The organism is Novosphingobium arvoryzae (assembly GCF_014652615.1).
GTDB classification, from domain to species: Bacteria; Pseudomonadota; Alphaproteobacteria; order Sphingomonadales; family Sphingomonadaceae; genus Novosphingobium; species Novosphingobium arvoryzae.
This window is the reverse complement of the sequence record NZ_BMZD01000003.1, coordinates 143,192-162,148: the sequence shown is the minus strand read 5'-3', so window position 1 is coordinate 162,148 and position 18,957 is coordinate 143,192. Positions and strand designations below refer to the sequence as shown.

At 64.5% G+C, this 18,957-nt stretch carries 20 protein-coding genes; 1 reads left to right on the top strand and 19 read right to left on the bottom strand.

Annotated features, from left to right (window positions below):
* Positions 1–4: 4 nt before the first annotated feature.
* The 18 genes from nuoN to IE113_RS07235 form a co-directional block, all read right to left on the bottom strand.
* Positions 5–1,468 (bottom strand): NADH-quinone oxidoreductase subunit NuoN, encoded by a 1,464-nt coding sequence (gene nuoN, locus IE113_RS07320; RefSeq protein WP_189539989.1) that lies wholly within the window; start codon positions 1,466–1,468, stop codon positions 5–7.
* The gene (locus IE113_RS07315; protein WP_189539988.1) at positions 1,468–3,012 is read right to left on the bottom strand and encodes an NADH-quinone oxidoreductase subunit M; all 1,545 of its coding nucleotides are present in this window, start codon (positions 3,010–3,012) and stop codon (positions 1,468–1,470) included. Before IE113_RS07315 ends, nuoN begins: the two co-directional genes overlap by 1 nt.
* The gene (gene nuoL, locus IE113_RS07310; RefSeq protein ID WP_189539986.1) at positions 3,012–5,051 is read right to left on the bottom strand and encodes an NADH-quinone oxidoreductase subunit L; all 2,040 of its coding nucleotides are present in this window, start codon (positions 5,049–5,051) and stop codon (positions 3,012–3,014) included. The genes IE113_RS07315 and nuoL overlap by 1 nt, the downstream gene beginning before the upstream one ends.
* 6 nt (positions 5,052–5,057) lie before the next feature.
* Entirely contained in the window at positions 5,058–5,363 is a 306-nt protein-coding gene (gene nuoK, locus IE113_RS07305) for an NADH-quinone oxidoreductase subunit NuoK (RefSeq protein ID WP_189539984.1), read from the bottom strand.
* Positions 5,360–5,977, bottom strand: coding sequence for an NADH-quinone oxidoreductase subunit J (locus IE113_RS07300; RefSeq protein ID WP_189539982.1), 618 nt, complete (start codon positions 5,975–5,977; stop codon positions 5,360–5,362). Before IE113_RS07300 ends, nuoK begins: the two co-directional genes overlap by 4 nt.
* 12 nt (positions 5,978–5,989) lie before the next feature.
* Positions 5,990–6,475 (bottom strand): NADH-quinone oxidoreductase subunit NuoI, encoded by a 486-nt coding sequence (gene nuoI / locus IE113_RS07295; RefSeq protein WP_189539980.1) that lies wholly within the window; start codon positions 6,473–6,475, stop codon positions 5,990–5,992.
* Positions 6,472–7,515, bottom strand: a complete 1,044-nt coding sequence (gene nuoH / locus IE113_RS07290; RefSeq protein WP_189539979.1) for an NADH-quinone oxidoreductase subunit NuoH — start codon at positions 7,513–7,515, stop codon at positions 6,472–6,474. The genes nuoI and nuoH overlap by 4 nt, the downstream gene beginning before the upstream one ends.
* Positions 7,512–9,518 carry an NADH-quinone oxidoreductase subunit NuoG gene (nuoG, locus tag IE113_RS07285; RefSeq protein WP_189539977.1) on the bottom strand — a complete coding sequence of 669 codons (2,007 nt, stop codon included), beginning with the start codon at positions 9,516–9,518 and terminating at the stop codon, positions 7,512–7,514. Before nuoG ends, nuoH begins: the two co-directional genes overlap by 4 nt.
* Complete coding sequence (locus IE113_RS07280) at positions 9,518–10,225, bottom strand: hypothetical protein (RefSeq protein ID WP_189539975.1); 708 nt, start codon at positions 10,223–10,225, stop codon at positions 9,518–9,520. The genes nuoG and IE113_RS07280 overlap by 1 nt, the downstream gene beginning before the upstream one ends.
* Positions 10,222–11,505 (bottom strand): NADH-quinone oxidoreductase subunit NuoF, encoded by a 1,284-nt coding sequence (gene nuoF, locus IE113_RS07275; RefSeq protein ID WP_189539973.1) that lies wholly within the window; start codon positions 11,503–11,505, stop codon positions 10,222–10,224. Before nuoF ends, IE113_RS07280 begins: the two co-directional genes overlap by 4 nt.
* 3 nt (positions 11,506–11,508) lie before the next feature.
* Positions 11,509–12,177: a complex I 24 kDa subunit family protein gene (locus IE113_RS07270; protein WP_189539971.1), complete on the bottom strand. Its 669-nt coding sequence runs from the start codon at positions 12,175–12,177 to the stop codon at positions 11,509–11,511.
* Entirely contained in the window at positions 12,177–12,500 is a 324-nt protein-coding gene (locus IE113_RS07265) for a nuclear transport factor 2 family protein (protein ID WP_229822245.1), read from the bottom strand. The genes IE113_RS07270 and IE113_RS07265 overlap by 1 nt, the downstream gene beginning before the upstream one ends.
* A 22-nt stretch (positions 12,501–12,522) precedes the next feature.
* Positions 12,523–12,705, bottom strand: a complete 183-nt coding sequence (locus IE113_RS07260; RefSeq protein WP_189539967.1) for a hypothetical protein — start codon at positions 12,703–12,705, stop codon at positions 12,523–12,525.
* Positions 12,702–13,913 carry an NADH-quinone oxidoreductase subunit D gene (locus IE113_RS07255; protein ID WP_189539965.1) on the bottom strand — a complete coding sequence of 404 codons (1,212 nt, stop codon included), beginning with the start codon at positions 13,911–13,913 and terminating at the stop codon, positions 12,702–12,704. The genes IE113_RS07260 and IE113_RS07255 overlap by 4 nt, the downstream gene beginning before the upstream one ends.
* Positions 13,910–14,539 (bottom strand): NADH-quinone oxidoreductase subunit C, encoded by a 630-nt coding sequence (locus tag IE113_RS07250; RefSeq protein WP_189539963.1) that lies wholly within the window; start codon positions 14,537–14,539, stop codon positions 13,910–13,912. Before IE113_RS07250 ends, IE113_RS07255 begins: the two co-directional genes overlap by 4 nt.
* 13 nt (positions 14,540–14,552) lie before the next feature.
* Positions 14,553–15,134, bottom strand: a complete 582-nt coding sequence (locus IE113_RS07245) for a NuoB/complex I 20 kDa subunit family protein (RefSeq protein ID WP_373297849.1) — start codon at positions 15,132–15,134, stop codon at positions 14,553–14,555.
* On the bottom strand, positions 15,131–15,505 hold the full coding sequence (locus tag IE113_RS07240; protein WP_189539959.1) for an NADH-quinone oxidoreductase subunit A: 375 nt from the start codon (positions 15,503–15,505) through the stop codon (positions 15,131–15,133). Before IE113_RS07240 ends, IE113_RS07245 begins: the two co-directional genes overlap by 4 nt.
* 160 nt (positions 15,506–15,665) lie before the next feature.
* Positions 15,666–17,075 (bottom strand): coniferyl aldehyde dehydrogenase, encoded by a 1,410-nt coding sequence (locus IE113_RS07235; RefSeq protein WP_189540678.1) that lies wholly within the window; start codon positions 17,073–17,075, stop codon positions 15,666–15,668.
* Positions 17,076–17,250: 175 nt separating this feature from the next.
* On the opposite strand from IE113_RS07235, the gene IE113_RS07230 reads away from it, so the two are divergent.
* Positions 17,251–18,447 carry an acetyl-CoA C-acyltransferase gene (locus IE113_RS07230; RefSeq protein WP_189539957.1) on the top strand — a complete coding sequence of 399 codons (1,197 nt, stop codon included), beginning with the start codon at positions 17,251–17,253 and terminating at the stop codon, positions 18,445–18,447.
* 28 nt (positions 18,448–18,475) lie between these two features.
* Here the strand turns inward: IE113_RS07230 and IE113_RS07225 are convergent, their stop codons facing one another.
* Positions 18,476–18,949: an SH3 domain-containing protein gene (locus tag IE113_RS07225; RefSeq protein WP_189539955.1), complete on the bottom strand. Its 474-nt coding sequence runs from the start codon at positions 18,947–18,949 to the stop codon at positions 18,476–18,478.
* Between the last annotated feature and the right edge of the window lie 8 nt (positions 18,950–18,957).

Below are 18,957 nucleotides of genomic sequence, written 5' to 3'. Positions count from 1 at the left end.
CCGGTCAGGCGTGGAACAGCACCGCCGCGGCCGATGCCGCCAGCGCGCCAAGGCACTTGGTCAGCAGGTAGCCGGCGGGCGAGATGAACAGCGCGCACAGCGCCAGCAACGCCTGATGGACCCAGTCGCTCTGCCCCACGGCCTTGTTCGCCGGCTCGTCAAAGTACATCACCTTGACGACCTTGAGGTAATAGAACGCACCGATCACGCTGGCCGCGATCCCGATGGCTGCCAGCGGGATGAGGCCCGCTTGCACCGCCGCCTGGAACACCACGAACTTGCCCCAGAACCCGAACAGCGGCGGAATGCCGGCCAGGCTGAACATGACCATGGCGAGGCACGCCGCCAGCACCTTGCGGTGGCGCGAGAGGCCCGCGATGTCGGCCAGTTCCTCAACCGGATTGCCGTCCGCGTCCTTGAGCATCAGCACGGCCACGAAGCCCCCGATGGTCATCGCGACATAGATCGCCAGATACACCAGCATTCCCGCCGCGCCCTGCGGCGTCGCGGCGGCAAGGCCGATCAGCAGGAAGCCGACGTTGTTGATCGACGAGTAGGCCAGCAGGCGCTTGAGGTTGGTCTGACCGATGGCCCCCAGCGCACCCACCACGATCGAGGCCAGCGCGGCAAAGATCACGATCGGCTGCCAGGCGGCAACCTGCGTGCCGAATGCCTGCAGCGCGACGATCATCGTCAGGCCCAGCGCCGCAACCTTGGGCGCGGAGGCGAAGAAGGTGGTCACCGGGGTCGGCGCACCTTCATAGACGTCGGGCGTCCACATGTGGAACGGCACGGCGCTGATCTTGAACGCAAGGCCCGCCAGCACGAACACCAGCCCGAACATCGCGCCGGTGGACAACCCGCCCTGCAGCGCGCTGGCAATCCCGGTGAAGCCGATGGTCCCCGTGAAGCCATAGGTCAGGCTGATCCCGAACAGCAGGATGCCGCTGGCGAGCGAACCGAGCACGAAATACTTCAGGCCCGCTTCCGCCGAACGGTCATCGGTCCGCAGGAACGCGGCCAGCACGTATGCGGCAAGCGAGTTGAGTTCGAGACCGATGTAAAGCGTCAGCAGGTTCGTGGCCGAAACCATGATCCCCATGCCCATCGCCGCGAACAGCACCAGCACCGGATATTCCGGACGATAGGCGCGCACCCGATCGAAGAAGGCCGGGGCGACCAGCAGCGAGGCGCCCGCCGCAGCATAGATCAGCAACTTGGCGAACGAAGCAAAGGCATCGGCCGAGTAGAGCCCGGAGAACGCCAGGCGATCCGGCCCATGCGCGCCATCCCACAATGCGGGCGCAACCAGCGCGGCGCATCCCGCCAGCACGGCCACCGCCAGCCAGGTGATCACGCGGGCATCGCGCTCGGCCTTGGCCCAGGCGGAACCGAGCAGCAGGACCAGCCCGGCAATGCTCAGCAGAAGTTCAGGCGCAACAAGGCGCAGTGACTGCGACCAGTCCATTAATGCGCCCCCTCGTGTTGCGCGGCAGCAGGTTCATGGGAATGCGCGGCAGCTTGCGGCTTGCCGGCAGTCAGTTCGGCATCGCCAGCCGGACGGGCGCGGGCAAGGCGCGCATCGAGCGCGGCAATGTCCGCCCGCATCGGGGCAATGAAGCTTTCGGGATAGACGCCCATCCACAGCACGACCGCACCGATCGCGCCGAGCATCCAGAATTCCCGGCGGTCGAGATCCGGCATCGCGGCGGCATCGGCGTTCTTCTGTTCGCCAAAGCAGATCCGGCGATAGAGGTAGAGCATGTAGCCCGCGCCCAGGATGATGCCCGTCCCGGCAACCAGCGCCACCAGGCTCGAGACCTGGTAGATGCCGACCAGCGCGAGGAATTCACCCACGAAACCGCTGGTGCCCGGCAGGCCGACGGATGCCATCGTGAACAGCATGAAGAACAGCGCGTACTTCGGCATGTTGATCGACAGGCCGCCGTACCGGCTGATTTCCCGCGTGTGCAGGCGGTCATAGATCACGCCGACGCACAGGAACAGCGCACCAGCGACCAGCCCGTGGCTGAGCATGACGATCATCGTGCCTTCGAGGCCCTGCACGTTGAAGGCGAACAGCCCGACCGTGACGATCGCCATGTGCGCGACCGACGAATAGGCAATCAGCTTCTTCATGTCGTGCTGGATCAGCGCGATCAGCGACGTCACCACGACCGCGATCATCGACAGCACGAAGACCAGCCAGGCGAAATGCGCCGAGGCTTCCGGGAACATCGGCAGCGAAAAGCGGATGAAGCCATAGCCACCCATCTTCAGCAGCACGCCCGCCAGGATCACCGACCCGGCGGTCGGGGCCTGCACGTGCGCATCGGGGAGCCAGGTGTGAACCGGCCACATCGGCATCTTGACCGCGAAGCTGGCGAAGAAGGCCAGCCACAGCAGCTTCTGCGCCTCGACCGGGAAGTCATAGGCCATCAGCGTCGGGATGTCGGTGGTGCCGGCCTCGTTCACCATCCACAGCATCGCGATCAGCATCAGCACCGAGCCGAGCAGCGTGTAGAGGAAGAACTTGTAGCTGGCGTAGATCCGGTCGGCGCCGCCCCAGATGCCGATGATCAGGTACATCGGGATCAGGCCGGCTTCGAACATGATGTAGAACAGGAACAGGTCCTGCGCCGCGAACACGCCGATCATCAGCGTTTCCATCAGCAGGAACGCGGCCATGTATTCGCCCACGCGCTTGTCGATGGAATTGCTCGCCAGGATGCAGATCGGCATCAGGAACACCGACAGCATGATCAGCATCAGCGCGATGCCATCGATGCCCAGCGCCCAGCTGAAGCCCGCGAACAGCGGAACCTTTTCAACGAACTGCCACTGCGCGCCGCCGATGTCGTAGTTCGCCCAGAGCAGCACGCCCAGCGCAAAGTCGATCAGCGTGGCGACCAGCGCGATGGTCCGCGCCGCCTTGGCTTCGACCAGCAGACAGGCGACCGCTGCCACTAGCGGCACCAGCAGCATTGCCGAGAGGATGGGAAAATCGGCCATCACTTCACCATCACCCAGCTGATTGCCGCCGTCAGGCCCAGCAGCATCACCAGCGCATAACTATAGAGGTAGCCCGACTGGACCTTCTTCGCAAAGCGGCTGCCCTGCACCACGGCCCAGGCCGCGCCATTGGGACCGAACCGGTCGATCAGGCCGATGTCACCCAGCTTCCACAGCTTGTCCCCCAGCCAGAACGCGGGGCGGACGAACAGGAAGTTGTAGAGCTCGTCGAAGTACCACTTGTTGTAGAGGAACCTGTGCAGCACGCCGAACTGCTCGACGAATGCGGCGGGTAGAGAGGGCTTGCGGATGTAGGCAAGCCATGCGGTCGCCAGGCCCAGCAGCATCACGATGCTGGCCGACAGCTTCACCCACAGCGGCACTTCATGCATCGCGTGCATCAGGTGCGCGTCATAGGCCAGCGAACTGCCCCAGAACTCCGCGCTTTCGAGGAAGCCGTGGCTGAACACATAGCCGGCAAACACCGCGCCCAGCGTCAGCACGCCCAGCGGCACCAGCATCGGCAGCGGGCTTTCGTGCGGGTGATAACCGGCGGTACCGTCATCATCCTTGGCATGGCCGTGCGCGTGATCGTCATGACCGTGTGCCGCATGCCCGTGGCCATGATCGTCGTGCACGGCGTGCTGGATATGCTCCGACTGGTTCCAGCGCGGCTTGCCATAGAACGTCAGGAAAATCAGGCGCCAGGAATAGAAGCTGGTCAGCAGCGCGGCGGTGACACCCACCCAGAACGCGGTGCGCCCGGCCTCGCCGCCATTGGCGAACGCGGCTTCAAGGATCGCGTCCTTCGAGTGGAAGCCCGCGAACCCGGCATGGAGCCAGTAAACGCCAACCCCGGTGATCGCCAGCGTGCCGGCCATCATCGCCCAGAAGGTCAGGGGGATGTGTTTCCGCAGGCCGCCGTAATAGCGCATGTCCTGCTCGTGGTGCATCGCATGGATCACGCTGCCCGCGCCGAGGAACAGCAGCGCCTTGAAGAAGGCGTGCGTGAACAGGTGGAACATCGCCGCGTTATAGGCACCCACGCCCGCCGCGAAGAACATGTAGCCCAGCTGCGAACAGGTCGAATAGGCGATGACGCGCTTGATGTCCCACTGTGTCGTGCCGACGGTCGCCGCGAACAGGCAGGTCGCCGCGCCAACGTAAGTGACCAGGTTCATCGCCGCTTCGCTGGTTTCGAACATCGGCGACAGGCGGCAGACCATGAACACACCGGCGGTGACCATCGTCGCCGCGTGGATCAGCGCCGACACCGGGGTCGGGCCTTCCATCGCGTCGGGCAGCCAGGTGTGCAGGCCAAGCTGCGCCGACTTGCCCATCGCGCCGATGAACAGCAGCACGCACAGGATAGTCATCGTGTCCCAGCGATAGCCGAGGAACCCGATGGTCGAACCGGCCATGCCCGGCGCAGCGGCAAGGATTTCGGAGATCGAGACCGTGCCGAACACCAGGAACGTGCCGAAGATACCCAGCATGAAGCCAAGGTCGCCGACGCGGTTGACCACGAAGGCCTTGATCGCGGCGGCGCTGGCCGACGGCTTGCGGAACCAGAACCCGATCAGCAGGTACGAGGCAAGCCCCACCCCTTCCCAACCGAAGAACATCTGGACCAGGTTGTCCGCCGTCACCAGCATCAGCATGGCGAAGGTGAACAGCGAGAGATACGCGAAGAACCGGGGCTGATCCGGGTCTTCCGACATGTAGCCCCAGCTATAGAGGTGAACCAGCGCCGAGACCGAGGTGATGACCACCAGCATGATCGCCGTCAGCGTGTCCACGCGCAGCGCCCAGTCGAACGACAGGGTGCCCGACTGGACCCACTGCAGCACCGGCACGACGTGCGCTTCGGCGCTGCCGCTCAGGAAACCGATGAAGATCGGCCACGACAGCGCGCAGCTGATGAACAGCGCGCCCGTCGTGATCGCCTTGGCGGGGACGTTTCCAAGCTGCCGGTTGCCAAGGCCCGCGACAAGCGCGGCCAGGAGCGGCAGGAAAACGATGAAAAGGATCGGATCCAAGACGGCTTACCCCTTCATCCGGTTGACGTCGTCGACCGCGATCGTGCCGCGGCCACGGAAATAGATGACCAGGATCGCCAGGCCGATCGCCGCCTCGCCCGCTGCCACGGTCAGCACGAACATCGCAAAGATCTGACCGGTCAGGTCGCCGAGGAAGCTGCTGAACGCAACCAGGTTGAGGTTCACCGACAGCAGGATCAGTTCGATCGCCATCAGGATGATGATGACGTTCTTGCGGTTGAGGAAAATCCCCAGCACGCCCAGCACGAACAGGATCGAGCTGACGACGACATAGTGTTCGACGCCAATCACAGTTGGACCCCCTTGCCCACTTCCGGCTGCATGTTGACGGTCGCGTCCTCAGGCCGGCGGGCGACCTGACGCGAGATGTTCTGGCCGCGCACGCCGCCGCGCTGGCGGTGGGTCAGCACGATCGCACCGATCATCGCCACCAGCAGGATGATCCCTGCCGCTTCGAACAGGAACAGGTACTTGCTGTAGAGCAGCGCCCCGATCGCCTCGATATTGGACGCGCCAGCGGCGGTCGCGGCAGTGCCGTCGGGCGTGCCCAGCTGGATGCCGCCCGCGCGCTCGGCGCCGATGCCCAGCACCAGTTCGCAGACCAGCACAATCGCCAGGAGCAGCCCCAGCGGGAAGTTCTTGACGAAACCGGCGCGCAGTTCGGCGAAGTCGATGTCCAGCATCATGACGACGAACAGGAACAGCACCGCGACCGCGCCGACATAGACAATGACGAGCAGCATCGCGATGAATTCAGCCCCCGCCAGCACCATCAGGCCGGCAGCGTTGAAGAAGGCTACGATCAGCCACAGCACCGAATGGACCGGGTTGCGCGCCAGGATGGTGAGCGCACCGGCCGCAATGGTCAGCGTGGCGAAGAGATAGAAGGCAATGACCTGAATCATGGAAGCGCGCCCCTATCGATACGGCGCATCGGCTTCAAGGTTCGCGGCAATCGCCCGCTCCCACTTGTCCCCGTTCGCCAGCAGTTTGGCCTTGTCATAGAGCAGTTCTTCGCGCGTTTCAGTCGCGTATTCGAAGTTCGGCCCCTCGACGATGGCATCGACCGGGCAGGCTTCCTGGCAGAAGCCGCAGAAGATGCACTTGGTCATGTCGATGTCGTAACGCGTGGTACGGCGGCTGCCGTCCTCGCGCGGTTCGGCCTCGATGGTGATCGCCTGCGCCGGGCAGGTCGCCTCGCACAGCTTGCACGCGATGCAGCGTTCTTCGCCGTTGGGATAGCGGCGCAGCGCGTGTTCACCGCGGAAGCGCGGGCTCAGCGGGTTCTTCTCGAAGGGATAGTTGATCGTCGCCTTGGGCTTGAAGAAATACTTCAAGGTCAGCCAATGCGCCTTCACGAACTCCCACAGCGTAAAGCTCTTGATGAGCTGTGCGACGGTCATGCGAAGTGCCCCGTGTACATAAGGTAGCCGCTGACGACGACCACGAAACCAAGCGAAACCGGCAGGAACACCTTCCAGCCAAGGCGCATCAGCTGGTCATAGCGATAGCGCGGAACCGTCGCCTTCACCCAGCTGAACACGAAGAAGAAGAAGAAGATCTTGGCGAACAGCCACAGCCAGCCCGGCACCAGGTAGAGCACCGGAATGTCGAGCGGCGGCAGGTAACCACCGAAGAACAGCGTGGCGTTGAGCGCGCACATCAGCAGCACGTTGGCGTATTCGCCCAGCCAGTAGAGCGCGAAGCTCATCGACGAGTATTCGGTCTGGTAACCGGCGACGAGTTCGGATTCCGCCTCGGTCAGGTCGAACGGCGCGCGCTGGGTTTCGGCCATGCCGGAAATCAGGAACATCACCCACATCGGGAACAGCAGCGGGTTCGCGACGAAGCCGTTGATGATCCATACGTGCGACTTCTGCGCCTCGACGATCTCGCCCATGTTGAACGAGCCCGCCCACAGCACCACGCAGATCAGGATGAAGCCGATCGAGACTTCATACGAAATCATCTGCGCCGAGGCGCGCATGGCCGAGAAGAACGGATACTTCGAGTTCGACGCCCAACCCGCGATCACGGTGCCGTAAACCCCCAGCGACGAGATCGCGAGGACATAGAGCAGCCCGACGTTGATATCGGCCAGGATCGCGCCCGAGTTGAACGGGATCACCGCCCAGGCCAGCAGCGCGACGGTGAAGGTGATGATCGGCGCGATCAGAAACAGGCCCTTGTTCGCTGCCGACGGGATGATGGTTTCCTGCAGGAACACCTTGAGCCCGTCCGCGAAAGACTGGAGCAGGCCGAACGGGCCGACCACGTTGGGCCCGCGCCGCAGCGCCATCGCCGCCCAGATCTTGCGGTCGACATAGATGATCATCGCCACCGCCAGCATCAGCGGCAGGGCAATCAGCAGGATGCCGCAGATCGTGGCGACAAACCACGCCCACTCATAGGTCATCCCAATGGTCTGGAAGAACTCGGTCATTCCGCGGCCTCCGCGAACTCTTCACCGTGGAGCAGCTCGGCCGAGCAGCGCTGCATCGTCTCGCTCGCGCGGGCGATCGGGTTGGTGAGGTAGAAATCCTTGATCGGATAGGCTTCGATCACGCCTTCCGACTTGGCCTTTGCGGCCTTTGGCAGCGCGCCATAGTCAGCCAGGCCTTCATGGCCCAGCGCCGGAACCGCCGTCGCCATCGCGCCGCGCAGTTCGTCGAAGCTGTCGAAGCCGACCGAAACGCCCAGCGCATCGGCCAGTGCGCGCAGGATCGTCCAGTCCTCACGCGCGTCACCCGGCGCGAACACGGCCTTGTCGGCGCGCTGAACGCGGCCTTCGGTATTGACGTAAGTACCCGGCTTTTCGCTAAATGCCGCCGCCGGCAGGATGATATCCGCCGCGTGCGCGCCCTTGTCACCGTGGTGGCCGATATAGACGACGATGCTGTCCGCAAACTTCGTGAAGTCCACTTCGTCCGCGCCCAGTGCCAGCACCAGCTTCGGCTTGGCCGCGACCAGATCGGCGATCCCGCCCGGCTGGGCATAACCCAGCATCAGTCCGCCCATGCGGCTGGCGGCCATGTGCAGCACGTTGAAGCCGTTCCAGTCATCCCGGATCAGCTTGTACTTTTCCGCTAGCGCCAGACAGCCATTCAGCGCGCCCTTGCCAAGCCCGGCCCCGCCGAGGATCAGTGCCGGCCGCTCTGCGCCCTTCAGCGCATCGGCTGCCGCCTTGGGCAGCTTGTCGAGCACCGACAGATCGTTGCCAAGGAAAGTCGCCGGGAACGTGGTTTCCCATTCCGGCCCGACGACGAAGAACTTCGCCCCGGCCTTCGCCGCCTTGCGCAGGCGCGAGTTGACCAGCGGGGCTTCCCAGCGCACCTGGCTGCCGACGATCAGGACGACATCGGCGGTTTCGATGCCCGACAGCGTCGAGTTGAAATTGACCGCAGCAAGGTTCGAGCAGTCATAGGACAGGCCGGTCTGGCGGCCTTCGAGCAGGGTGGAACCCAGCGCGCCAGCCAGTGCCTTGGCCGCGAACATCGTTTCGCAATCGACCAGATCGCCCGCGATGACAGCGATGTCCTTGCCCGGATTGACCTTGGCGACGGCGGCAAACGCTTCGTCCCAGCTGGCCGCAACCAGCTTGCCGTCACGGCGGATCCACGGGCGGTCCAGACGGCGGCGGGTCAGGCCATCGACCTGGAAACGGCCCTTGTCCGACAGCCATTCCTCGTTCACGTCATCGTTGACGCGCGGCAGGATGCGCAGGGCTTCGCGGCCCCGGCTATCGATCCGGATGTTCGCCCCGACCGCGTCGGAGACGTCGATCGACAGCGTTTTCTTCAGCTCCCACGGGCGCGCTTCGAACGCGTAGGGACGGCTGGTGAGTGCGCCAACCGGGCAGAGGTCGATCACGTTGGCCGACATCTCGTGCTTGGCGGCGTGTTCCAGATAGGTCGTGATCTGGGTGGCTTCGCCGCGATACAGCGCGCCGATTTCATCGACACCGGCGACTTCCTCGCTGAACCGCACGCAGCGGGTGCAGTGGATGCAGCGGGTCATCACGGTCTTGATCAGCGGGCCCATGTACTTTTCGGTCACGGCACGCTTGTGCTCGTGATAGCGCGAGGCGCCCCGGCCATAGGCCACCGACTGATCCTGCAGATCGCACTCCCCGCCCTGATCGCAGATCGGGCAATCGAGCGGATGGTTGATCAGCAGGAATTCCATCACGCCTTCGCGGGCCTTCTTGACCATCGGCGAATCCGTGCGGATTTCCTGGCCTTCGGCGGCGGGCAACGCGCAGGAAGCCTGCGGCTTGGGCGGTCCGGGCTTCACCTCGACCAGGCACATCCGGCAATTGCCGGCGATGCTGAGCCGTTCGTGATAGCAGAAACGGGGGATTTCCTTGCCGGCAAGCTCGCAGGCCTGCAGGACGGTGGCGCCTGCGGGGACTTCGAGTTCAACGCCGTCGACGGTAACCTTGGGCATTACTGGGCGGCTCCCGTGGGCTGCGCGGCGCTGGCGAGGCGGTAGTAGGCCACCGCCAGTGCGCCCCGCAGGGTCATGCGATCAAATCCAATGGTCTGGCCAGCCGGAAGGCAGCCAGAAAGCGAAGGCGCAACGGCCTGCAATGCGGCCAGTTCGGCCGCGGAAGCGGCAGGCGTGGCCAGCATGGCGCGGACTTGCGTCCCGGCGGTGCGGGTCACGCACTCGGCCATTTTCGCGCGGGCGACTTCACCCAGCTTTTCGTCATACTTGCGCTGCTGGGCGGCAATCCGCTCAGGCGACAGGTCGCTGCCGTTGCGGTCGGTCAGGCGCACCGGCCAGGGTTCGGCATAGGTCAGCGCCGGAACGCCGTCGAAACTGGTGGCGGTCAGCCGGTCCAGCGAACGCGCAACGAGCGCATCCGCCATCGCGCCCTTCAGCGCCGCATCGTTGAACCGGGCCACCGTCACGCGGTCCGCCAGGCATTCCTTCTGGACCAGGCGCTTGCCCTCGTCGCTGCGGGTATCGAGAAATTCGCCCGACAGCACGGTCTTGCTGGCGATTTCGCCCTCACGCTTGACGATGCAGGTGCCATAAAAGCCCAGCGCCGCGCGGATTTCCGCCGGATCGGCAGCCCGCGCCTGACGCGCGGCCGCCGGCTGACCAGCAGCCAGCACCGCAACCGCCAGCAAGGCGACCACCGGCTTCATTCGGCGGCCTCGCGCACATTTTCAGCGATCCGGCGTTCGATTTCCGGGCGGAAGTGACGGATCAGGCCCTGGATCGGCCAGGCCGCCGCATCGCCCAGCGCGCAGATGGTGTGGCCTTCGACCTGCTTGGTCACGTCCCACAGCATGTCGATTTCCGACACATCGGCATCACCGGTGCGCAGGCGCTCCATCACCCGCCACATCCAGCCCGTGCCTTCGCGGCAGGGCGTGCACTGGCCGCAGCTTTCATGCTTGTAGAAGTAGGACAGGCGCGAAATCGCGCGGACGATGTCGGTCGACTTGTCCATCACGATCACGGCGGCGGTACCAAGGCCCGAACCCAGTTCACGCAGGCCGTCGAAATCCATCGGCGCGTCCATGATCTGCGCCGCCGGGACCAGCGGAACCGACGAGCCGCCGGGGATGACAGCCAGCAGGTTGTCCCACCCGCCGCGAATGCCGCCACAGTGCTTTTCGATCAACTCGCGGAACGGGATCGACATCGCTTCCTCGACCACGCAGGGCTTTTCCACGTGCCCGCTGATCTGGAACAGCTTGGTGCCCTTGTTGTTGTCCCGCCCGAAGCTGGAGAACCACGCCGCCCCGCGCCGCAGGATCGTGGGGGCAACCGCGATCGATTCCACGTTGTTCACGGTGGTCGGGCAGCCATAGAGGCCTGCGCCCGCCGGGAACGGCGGCTTCAGGCGCGGCTGGCCCTTCTTGCCCTCCAGGCTCTCGATCATCGCGGTCTCTTCGCCGCAAATGTAAGCGCCCGCGCCGCGGTGGACGAAGACGTCGAAGTCATAGCCCGAACCGCAGGCGTTCTTGCCCAGCAGCTTGGCGGCATAGGCTTCCTGCACGGCCGCCATCAGCGTTTCGGCTTCGCGGATGTATTCACCGCGAATGTAGATGTAGGCGGCGCGCGCGCGCATCGCGAAGCCTGCCACCAGCGCGCCTTCGATCAGCTTGTGCGGATCGTGGCGGATGATTTCGCGGTCCTTGCACGAGCCCGGTTCGGATTCGTCGGCGTTGATGACCAGGAAGCTGGGACGGCCATCCTTGCTTTCCTTGGGCATGAACGACCACTTCATGCCGGTCGGGAACCCTGCCCCGCCCCGGCCGCGCAGCCCCGACGCCTTGATCTCGTCGATGATCGCGTCCTGCCCGCGTGCGAGCAGATCCTTGGTGTTGTCCCAGTCCCCGCGCGCCTGCGCGGCTTTCAGGTTCCACGGCTGATAGCCGTAGAGGTTGGTAAAGATGCGGTCCTTATCGGCGAGCATGGCTTACCACTCCTTCCGATAATCGTGATTGGCGCTGACCATTTCGGTCAGCGTGGTCGGCCCGCCCAGCGGCTCCACCGTGTGACGGCCCGGCTCCTGCGTCCCGGCCTTGGGCGTCTTGCCCGCAGCCAGCGCGTCCAGCACGGCATCGAGCCGCTGCGGGGTCAGGTCTTCGTAGTTGTCGTCGTTGATCTGGACCATCGGCGCGGAGGCGCAGTTGCCCATGCATTCGACTTCCGTCAGCGTCCAGAGGCCATCGTCGGTGGTATGGCCCTTGTGCATCCCGCGCGCCTTGCACGCGGCCAGGATGTCATCCGAGCCGCGCAGCATGCACGGCGTGGTGCCGCAGACCTGCACATGGAAGCGGCCAACGGGCACCAGGTTGTACATCGTGTAGAAGCTGGCGACCTCGACCACACGGATGACCGGCATGTCGAGCTGAGCGGCGATGTATTCCATCACCGGGATCGGCAGCCAGCCCTGCGTATTGGTTTCCGCACCGACCTGGCGCTGCGCCAGATCGAGCAGCGGCATCACCGCCGAGCGCTGGCGCCCGTCCGGGTAACGCGCGATGATTTCCTTGGCCTTGGCCGCGTTTTCCTTGGTCCAGGCAAAGTTCCCCCAGCGCGCGCGCAGTTCGGGGGTATCGGGTTCGAGATGACGATCAGCCATTAGCGGATGAACTCCACGCGAGAGCACTTGTCGCCCTCGAACGAATAGACGGCCACGACTTCGAACGGCTCCACCAGTTCCGATCCATCGGAGGCGGGGCCGCGAGTTACGTATTCACGGAACAGGACATAGTTGCCGATGGCCTGCTTTTCGCGGATTTCCGCGTGGTTCTGCGGCCACTTGGCAAACGCGGCAGCAAGGCCCGAACGCGTCCCTTCCTTGCCTTCGCGCACGACCGCGCCGCGATAGTTCGCCTCGCAGGCATCGTCGGTCATGTACGACACATAGGTATCGACATCCTGCGCGTTGTACGCGGCAATCATTGCTTCGGCGATGGCGATCAGATCAGCCACGGGCCATTCTCCGTTCAATCATGCGGCCCAGGGCCACCCCGACCGTGCCGGTAAAGGCGGTCGACAATACTTCCTTCAGCGACGATGTGCCGTGAAACGCATAGAGATACGCTGCCACCGCCGAAGCGAAGGCCGCGAACACCGCCACATAGATCGCTGCGTCGCGCAGGATCACCGGTCACACTCCCCGAACACGACGTCGATCGCGCCGAGGATGGCCGTGGCGTCGGGCAGCATGTGGCCCTTGCACATGAAATCCATCGCCTGCAGGTGCGAGAACGCGGTCGGCCGAATCTTGCAGCGGTACGGCTTGTTCGAGCCGTCCGACACCAGGTAGACGCCAAACTCGCCCTTGGGGCTTTCGGTCGCCACGTAGACTTCACCGGCCGGAACGTGGAAGCCTTCAGTATAGAGCTTGAAGTGGTGGATCAGGCTTTCCATCGACTGCTTCATCTCGGCGCGCTTGGGCGGCGAAACCTTGCGGTCGGTGCTGGCCACCGGGCCCGACGGCATCTGCGCCAGGCACTGCTTCATGATCCGGGCCGACTGGCGCACTTCCTCGACGCGGACCATGAAACGGTCATAGCAGTCGCTGTTGGTGCCCACCGGAATATCGAATTCCATGCGGTCATAGACGTCGTAAGGCTGCGACTTGCGGATGTCCCACGGGATGCCCGCGCCGCGGATCATCGGGCCGGAGAAACCCCACGCCAGCGCATCTTCCTTGCTAACCACGGCGATATCGACGTTGCGCTGCTTGAAGATGCGGTTGTCGACCACCAGGCTCATCGCGTCCTCGAACAGCGTCGGCAGACGCGTGTCGAGCCATTCGCCGATATCGACCAGCAGCTTTTCCGGGACGTCCTGGTGCACGCCGCCGGGGCGGAACCACGCGGAGTGCATGCGCGCGCCCGATGCGCGTTCGAAGAAGTTGAGGCAATCCTCGCGGATTTCGAACAGCCACAGGTTCGGCGTCATCGCGCCGACGTCCATCACGTGCGACCCCATGTTGAGCATGTGGTTGCAGATGCGGGTCAGTTCCGCGAACAGCACGCGCAGGTATTGCCCGCGCAGCGGCACTTCGACGTTGAGCAGCTTTTCGACCGCCAGGACGTAGCTGTGCTCCATCCCCAGCGGCGAGCAATAGTCGAGCCGGTCGAAATAGGGCAGCGCCTGCAGGTAGGTCTTGTGCTCGATCAGCTTTTCGGTGCCGCGATGCAGCAGGCCGACGTGCGGATCGACGCGCTCGATGATCTCGCCGTCCAGTTCCAGCACCATGCGCAGCACGCCGTGCGCCGCCGGGTGCTGCGGCCCGAAGTTGATCGTGTAGTTGGTGATGACTTCGTCGCCGGTGGTCGGCGACTGTTCCAGCTGAAGGCTCACGACTTGGCTCCTTCTGCCTTTTCATCGCCCGGCAGCACGTAATCCGCACCTTCCCACGGGCTCATGAAGTCAAACTGGCGCAAGTCCTGGGCCAGCTGGACGGGTTCATAGACCACGCGCTTGTCTTCCTCGGAATAGCGCAGCTCGACATAGCCGGTCAGCGGGAAGTCCTTGCGGAAGGGATGCCCTTCGAAACCGTAGTCGGTAAGGATGCGGCGCAGATCGGTGTTGCCGTCGAAAATGACGCCGAACATGTCGAACACTTCGCGTTCCAGCCAGCCAGCGACCGGCCAGAGCGTTGTCACGGTCGGCACCGGGGTATCCTCGGCGGCGCAGGTCTTGACGATCACGCGGTGGTTCTTGGTGACGGAGAGCAGGCAATAGACCACCTCGAACCGTTCGGCCCGGTCAGGATAGTCAACGCCAGCTATTTCCATCAGCTGCTGGTATTCATGCTCGTCGCGCAGGATGCGCAGCGCGTTGGCGATTTCGGCGCGTGCAACGGTGATCACGACTTCGCCGTGTTCTTCGCGGCCGGCGACGAACTTGCCGTCCAGCGCCGCCGTCAGCGCATCGAGCACGCCTTCGTTCGAAGCGAACTTCGGGGCGGAATGGAGTACTGCCATCGGTCCGGCCCCCTCAGCGTTCCAGCGTGCCGGCGCGGCGGATCTTCCGCTGCAGCTGCATCACGCCATAGAGCAGCGCCTCGGCAGTCGGCGGGCAGCCGGGGACATAGATGTCCACCGGCACGATGCGGTCGCACCCGCGCACCACCGAATAGCTGTAGTGATAATAGCCACCGCCATTGGCGCAGCTACCCATCGAGATGACGTACTTCGGGTCCGACATCTGGTCATAGACCTTGCGCAGCGCCGGAGCCATCTTGTTGCACAGCGTGCCCGCCACGATCATCACGTCCGACTGGCGCGGAGACGCGCGCGGGGCGACGCCAAAGCGTTCCATGTCATAGCGCGGCATGTTCACGTGGATCATCTCCACCGCGCAGCAGGCCAGGCCGAAGGTCATCCACCACAGCGAGCCGGTGCGGGCCCACTGGAACAGTTCCTCGGTGCTGGTGACGAGGAAGCCCTTGTCATGCACTTCGGCGTTAAGGTCGTTGAAAAAGCCCTGATCGGGCGCAGTCACGGCCCCGCCAGTGGCAGGACCGCCCAGCGGCTGACCCGCAGCGTTGACGAGAGGAGTGGTCATTGGCGTGCTCATTCCCAATCCAACGCCCCTTTCTTCCATGCATAGATGAAGCCGATCACCAGTTCGGCCAGGAACACCATCATCGTCACCCAGCCCGCCCAGCCGGTTTCACCCAGGCTGACCGCCCAGGGGAACAGGAACGCGGCTTCGAGATCGAAGATGATGAACAGGATGGCGACGAGGTAGAACCGCACGTCGAACTGGCTGCGCGGGTCTTCGAACGCGGGGAAGCCGCATTCATACTCGCTGAGCTTTTCCGCGTTCGGGTTGTGCGTGCCGGTCAGCCGGGCCACGCCCATCGGCAGGAACACGAACAGCGACGACAGGGCGAGCGCGATCCCCAGGAAGATCAGGATCGGCAGATATTGCGAGAGGTCGACCACGGATAACCCTCTTGGGAGCCTGACTCGGCGTTGCAAACGGTTGACCGCGCCCTAGTCCCGGCATGGCCCCGGCGCAAGTGGGTGAAGCCCGGATATTCCCGCAAAAGTTACCGTATTTGGCCCTGCTCCCCCGGACCCGGCCGGGGGAGCAGGCGCGGGATCACTTCTTCAACTCTCGCGCCAGCGTGGCATGGGTGGACTTGCCATAGGGCGGTTTCAACCCGGCCAGCTTGGCCACGTCGAGCTTGGGCTGGCGATAGACCGCGCGGGCGTGGCTGAACGTCTTGAAGCCATCCATCCCGTGATAGTTGCCCATCCCCGATGGCCCGACCCCGCCGAACGGCAGGTCTTCCATCGCGTTGTGGAACACCACATCGTTCACCGTCGCGCCGCCGGAGATCGTCCGGCCCAGCACTTTGGATTCCTCGGCCTTGTCCTGCCCGAAATAATAGAGGCCCAGCGGGCGATCGTGCGCGTTCACGTAATCGATCGCCTGATCGATGCTATCATAGGTCATCACCGGCAGGATCGGGCCGAAGATCTCCTCCTGCATAACCTTCATGTCATCGTTTACGCCGCGCACGATGGTCAGCGGCATCTTGTTGCCGTTGGACGCGGCAAAGTCCTCGCCGCCGGGGTTGACCTCGATCAGCTCGGCGCCCTTCTCCTTCGCGTCGGCCAGGTAGCCCTGGAGCCGCTCGTAATTGCGGCCGTTGACGACCGAGGTGTAGTCATCGTTCTGGAGCAGGGTCGGGTACATCGTGGTGACCCCGCGCGTGATGCTGTCGATCACCTCGCCTTCCTGCTCCTTCGCGACCAGCAGGTAATCGGGCGCAAGGCAGATCTGCCCGGCGTTGAGCATCTTGCCGAGCGCGATGCGTTCCCCGGTCAGCGTCTTGTTCGCACTGCGCCCGACGAACGTTGGCGACTTGCCGCCCAGTTCCAGCGTCACCGGCACCAGGTTGTCCGCCGCCGCGCGCATGATGTGCTTGCCCACGCTGGTCGCGCCGGTGAAGATCATGTGATCGAACGGCAGCCTGGAAAACGCCGTGCCGACCTCGACCCCGCCCGTGAACACGGCCATTTCGTCCTCGGCGAAATACTGCGGGACGACTTCGGCCATGAGATCGGCCACCCGCTCGGTAAACTCGGAAGGCTTGACCATCGCCCGGTTGCCGGCGGCCAGGATCCCCGCCATCGGCACCATGACCATGCCGACCGGGAAGTTCCACGGCGCGATCACGCCAACCACGCCCTTGGGCTGGTAAACCACGTTGGCCCGTGCCCCCAACAGCCCCAGCGGAAACGTGGGCTTGCGCTTTTCATCGCGTGACCATGCCTCGAAATGCTTGCGGGCGTGCTTGAGCGCGCTGACCGACGGCATGATGTCGGTCATCAGCGTCTGTTCGGTGCTGCGATGCCCGAAGTCGGCCGAAACCGCCTTGGCAAAGGCATCCTTGTGATCGATCAGCAACGCGATCGCGCGGTCGATCCGGTCACGCCGGACGGACAGCGCTTCGGGCATGGCAGCGGTAAAGGCGGTGCGCTGCTTGGCCAGAACAGCCTGCATGCGGGCGATTTCGGTATCGGACACGGGTCGCTCTCCAGTTTTGATTTGCCACCGTTCTTGCCGATAGCCCGCAGCTTGGCAAGCGGCGGACTGGCGCAAGCACGATTGCCTTTACCGCAGTGCAGCATTATGCCCGCGCGCAATCCCGCTTTCAGTATCAGCGAAAGGTACGAACATGGCCACTTTCTCGGCAAACGATCCCGTCGTCATCCTGTCCTATGCGCGCACCCCGATGGGCGGCATGCAGGGCGAACTGGCCGATGTTCCGGCTCCTGAACTGGGCGCTATCGCGGTCAAGGGCGCGGTCGAGCGCGCGGGCGTGGATGGCGCGGCGATCGAGCGCATCTACATGGGCTGCGTGCTGTCCGCCGGTCTGGGCCAGGCCCCGGCCCGCCAGGCCGCGCTGAAGGCCGGCCTGCCCACTTCGGTCGAGGCCACCACTGTCAACAAGATGTGCGGATCGGGCATGCAGGCCGTGATCATGGGCGCGGAAGCGCTGGCTTCGGGCAGCGTGGACTATGTCGTCGCGGGCGGCATGGAATCGATGACCAACGCCCCCTATCTGCTGAAGAAGCACCGGTCTGGCGCGCGGATCGGCCACGACACCGCCTATGACCACATGTTCCTTGACGGGCTGGAAGACGCCTATGAACCGGGCCGCGCGATGGGCAGCTTTGCCCAGGTGACCGCCAACGAATACCAGCTGACCCGCGAAGCGCAGGACGAATTCGCGATCGCTTCGCTCACCCGTTCGCAGGAAGCGACCAAGACCGGCAAGTTCGCCCGCGAAATCGTGCCCGTCACGATCAAGACCCGCGCCGGCGAAGTGACCGTGACCGAGGACGAGCAGCCCAAGAAGGGCCGCCCGGACAAGATCCCGGCCCTGAAGCCCGCGTTCGCCAAGGACGGCACGATCACCGCCGCCAACGCCTCGTCGATCTCTGACGGGGCGGCCGCGCTGGTCATCAGCCGCCAGTCGGTGGCCGCCGCCAAGGGCCAGCAGCCCGTCGCCCGGATCGTCGCCATGGCCGCGCATGCGCATGAACCGGCCAAGTTCACCACCGCTCCGGTCGGTGCGATCACCAAGGTGCTGGACAAGGCCGGGTGGAGCGCGGCGGACGTGGACCTGTTCGAAGTCAATGAAGCCTTCGCCTGTGTCACCATGTTCGCGATGCACGACCTGGGCATCCCGCACGACAAGGTGAACGTCCACGGCGGCGCGACCGCGCTGGGCCACCCGATCGGCGCTTCGGGCGCGCGCATCCTGGCAACGCTGATTTCCGCGCTGCAGACTTACGGCAAGACCAAGGGCGTGGCCGCCCTGTGCATCGGCGGCGGCGAAGCCACGGCCGTTGCGGTGGAACTGGTCTGATCAGACCGCCGGGTTGGCGGGTGGGGCCTCAGGGCTCCCCCGCCCCCCAGATCCGGGCCTGCTCGACAAAGCCCTTGCGTTCACCGACGCTGAACGCGCACCAGCCATTCTGGCAATCCCCCAGCAGCCCGGTTACGCCGGGTTCAAGCCGCCACAGCAGCTTGGCTCCCGCCTCGCCGCTCTCGCGCATGTCGGCCGTTCCTTTTCCCGTGATGTAACCGCCGCGCTGGCGGGTCAGGAACCGGGCCAGCATCCAGCCCTGCGCCCCGTCCGGGTCCTGCACCAGGCGCCAGCCTTCCTTCAGCCGCAGCACCTTGATCGGCAGTTGCGGGCGGCGATAGACCCAGCTGATGCGGTAATCCTCACCCGGACCGGCCCGCATGTTGACTTCCGGCGCGCGGATCGACGCCCAATAGGGAACTTCGGCATCCTGCGCGAAGGCAGGTGCGGCGGGAAGGATTGAGCCAGCCAGCATCAGGGCCAGGAAACGAGGTTTGAACATGCGATGCA